Origin of the sequence: Candidatus Aegiribacteria sp., from assembly GCA_021108435.1 — a bacterium.
GTDB lineage: Bacteria > Fermentibacterota > Fermentibacteria > Fermentibacterales > JCC-6 > Aegiribacteria.
The window spans coordinates 1-2,765 of record JAIOQY010000092.1 but is presented as its reverse complement, the minus strand read 5'-3'; the positions used below and the strand labels follow the sequence as shown (position 1 = coordinate 2,765).

Below are 2,765 nucleotides of genomic sequence, written 5' to 3'. Positions count from 1 at the left end.
GAAACAGTGGCAACATTCTTGGCTTGTGAATACTGTTCTGGTTATGCAGAGCGTTATGGTTAAAGAATGGAGAACTGAATGTTTATCTTATCTATCTTTATTGCCGCTCTACTGTCCACCGTAAGTGTTACTATCACAGAACCAGTTGATGGAGAAACCTACAATGGTGACTGGCTTACTATACGAGCGATTGTGGAGAATGAAAACGAAATCCCTGAGTATGTGCAGTACACTCTGAACGGCCAGACTGCTGTTGATATTTCCCGTCTGAACACAGACTGGTACACATATATGCAGAATGATCTGCACCATGGATTCTCGGAATCTCCAGCTCCGGAAGACAATACTGTCTTCTGGACTGCTCCCATTACCGGAACAGGTCACGAGTTTCCCACACCCGTGGTTGTTGACGGTCTAGTGTACTACCCCCAGAACTTCGATGGAGACACGCTTTTTGCTCTTGATGCTGCGACAGGTGATGTAGAGTGGATTTTCACAGGAATCGGCTCCACAGATGATGCGGTCACCGTCAAAGATGGAAAACTCTATATAGCCAGTGATTCCATTTATTGTCTGGACGCTCTGACGGGTGCGAGGATATGGGCTACTGGTGCTGGCAATTGGGAAGGAAGTACACCTGTTATGGTAGATAACAGGGTCTATTGCGGTTGTCATAATGGAAGCTACGCCTCAATCATATTCTGTCTTGATTCCAGCAACGGAGAGGTCTTATGGGATACGGAATTATCAGGCAGTACTGTAAGCTGCATGACCTGTTGGAATAATACACTGTTTGTTCCTACTTATGGGTGCATGTCTACTCCTGGAAAACTATATGCTCTTGACGCAGATGACGGCTCTATTGAATGGGAAAAAGAAGCATCTTCGTGTCTGGGCTATTGGGACAGTTCACCTACAATTGTTGACGGAGTCATCTACATCGGTGATTGTGATAGTTACATACGTGCAATAGATGCCTGTTCCGGGGAAACAATCTGGGAATACTATTTAAGTGGTGGCCCTTCCTACGATTCCATAACAGCTACTCCAGCCTATGCTTCGGGAAGTATTTATGTTGGCACAGATTACCACTGCTTCGCATCACTGTCCTCTGATATTGGTGCACTTAACTGGGAAGTAGATGGAACGATACACGGTTCTCCGGCTGTAGCGGATGGAATTGTATTCTTCGGTGAATTCTATCCTGTCAGTGGCAGTGTAAGCGTTATCGCATTGAGTTGTTCTTCTGGATCTACCATCTGGACATATCAAACAACCGCAGATTATCTCCATGGCAGTCCGTCAATCACTGATGGAATTGTGTACATCCCGGTAGAAGATGGTTATCTATACGCTTTCGGTACGGGCCTGAAGTATACTTACCGGGATGATTTTTTCGCAGAGGTGGGATCGAACGAACTCATAGTAACATCCTTCGACGAAGGAGTTCCTGCTGCCGCGGATACCATTAACTTCACTGTTACCGAAACGGGGATCAGCTTGGAACCTACTCACCGCCTTGGACTTTGCGCAAGCCCAAACCCATTCCATTCCTCAGCATCCATATCATTCGAGCTTTCTGAGCCGGGATGGACATGTGTAACAGTGTATGAGCTGTCTGGCAGGATGATCAGAACACTTGAGAACTCAGAACTGGGAGTTGGTCAGCACTCCATCGTTTGGGATGGGCGGAGAGAGAATGGTGAGGCTGTTTCAGCAGGTTTATACTTGTGCAAAATTCAATCAGGTGAGATTTCTGAAACCATAGGCCTTTGTTTATTGAGATAAGAGCCATAACCACAAAATGCAGCAGAACTGCAGATATTTGACTTCGTGTCAGTGCTTCCGCAGTCTGCTGATTTAGAATGTTGACGAGATAAAAACGGTACCGAGACAGGAATAGGAAACAGGACCAGGATAAAACAGCAGAGGAGACAGGAACACTAACAGCAGGAAACAGGCACGGGGTAGAGCGTTCTGGCAAGGGTATCCCGTGCTGGTATGCAGAGTGTTGTGAGTATTACCAGTGATTGCAGCTGTAACCAGATCTGAAGGAGGATGGAAATGTGGATGTCAGATTTCGATGTGATAGTGTTCAATGAGCATTTAGGCGACAATATTGGGGATATAAATACTCCTTTTCCATTTAGGGGTGACCTGTCCAGTGAGAAGACCTTCTTCATCCCCTATGAGCCAAGGGGCTCAGGTTACTTAACTATGCAGGTGTACGATGTTCAGTATCAGAATCATAAAGTATTTCTAAACAACAGTTCGTTTCTATGTGGTTATGGGACTCATGAATTTATGAATAAGACAGGAAGAAACCGGTGGCGGGTAACAATGCAGAAGCTCAATCATACAAGTCTGAAAATGGGAGATAATACCATTCAGATCCAAAGAGCGAGTGGGAGTGACAACATACTAATCGGAACTATAGTAGTAAATTGGCGTAGCAAATGTCCGTGGGGTCCGTGATTTTCAGCTTACGAACAGAACAGCATTAAGTAGATACCATCGAAGTGTGCGCCGAGTGTGGCACCGAGTACGCTGAATGTTAACGAGAAAATAACGGCGTCGGCTTGAGCACACAAGAACAAAACGGAAATCGGGTAACCAGAACAAAAAGCCATCGCCGCAGAAAAGAACATAAAAGACAGAACGCGGACATCAGTTCTTTTAGAGTAGTTGCTTAGCTCGCTTGGTCACTTTGAGGAAGAGGTTGAATCTTTATCCTACCTTTTGCATAATACTTACAGGAGGTTACT

At 45.4% G+C, this 2,765-nt stretch carries 2 protein-coding genes; both read left to right on the top strand.

The genetic code is table 11. The annotated features are described in order from the left end of the window. Window positions 1-78 precede the first annotated feature (78 nt). Window positions 79-1,788, top strand: coding sequence for a PQQ-binding-like beta-propeller repeat protein (locus K8R76_05715; protein MCD4847668.1), 1,710 nt, complete (start codon window positions 79-81; stop codon window positions 1,786-1,788). Between the two features lie 276 nt (window positions 1,789-2,064). Continuing rightward, the gene (locus tag K8R76_05710) at window positions 2,065-2,475 is read left to right on the top strand and encodes a hypothetical protein (GenBank protein MCD4847667.1); all 411 of its coding nucleotides are present in this window, start codon (window positions 2,065-2,067) and stop codon (window positions 2,473-2,475) included. Window positions 2,476-2,765 lie beyond the last annotated feature (290 nt).